The sequence below is a fragment of the Pseudomonas meliae genome (assembly GCF_001400515.1).
GTDB lineage: Bacteria > Pseudomonadota > Gammaproteobacteria > Pseudomonadales > Pseudomonadaceae > Aquipseudomonas > Aquipseudomonas amygdali.
Map to the genome: position 1 here is coordinate 1 of NZ_LJQT01000227.1, position 656 is coordinate 656.

At 50.9% G+C, this 656-nt stretch carries 1 pseudogene; it reads right to left on the reverse strand.

Annotation, left to right across the window (positions count from 1 at the left end):
* Positions 1–656 (reverse strand): annotated as a pseudogene (locus tag ALO64_RS10065) (fibronectin type III domain-containing protein); the annotation flags it as partial.

A 656-nucleotide genomic window follows, 5' to 3' on the forward strand; every position in this document is an offset into this window, starting at 1 on the left:
GCGGGCCTTCCGAGAGCGACCAGTTCAGTTTCACCGACGTTGCAGTTTTTTCGGTTGATCTGAGATCAGCAGGTACTGATGGTTTTTCCGGTACAGGTGTTTCGCCTCCGGTGAGATAACCGTAGCGGTTCACGAACTCCCAGTTGTACTCCTCGCCGCTTTTGTTCTTGCCGGCATCCCAGTTGACTGACCAGGTCATCAGCCCGCGAATCGGATTGCCGGCTTTTCTCAAGTCGTCCAATGCATCTATAGCATCCTGCGGGTTTACCACATAACCGGTAGCGGCTGCGTCGTTATTGGTGGGTAAGCCAATGGCCAGTCTATCGGCGGGAATTGTTGTGAAGCCACGTGTACCGTGGATCAGGCTATCAGTCAGGTAGTAGAGAAAATCTTTCTTGTGAGCATCGTTGTTTTGAGTGACCCACAGGCCGCTGCCATTATTGGCTTCATCGACCCATAAGCCATCGCCGCCCTGGTTGTAGTACTGTGGCGCAATAAAGTCATAGATGTCTTCCAGAGCGTTGATGTAGGCCAGGTAAGCGCCGCCGCTTCTCAACGATTCCAGGAACGTCACGACGTCTTTTAGAAACGGAAAGTACGTAGTGATTTCTTTCAATAAAGGAAGTTTTTTGCTGACTCTAAGAGGGTGTAGACAA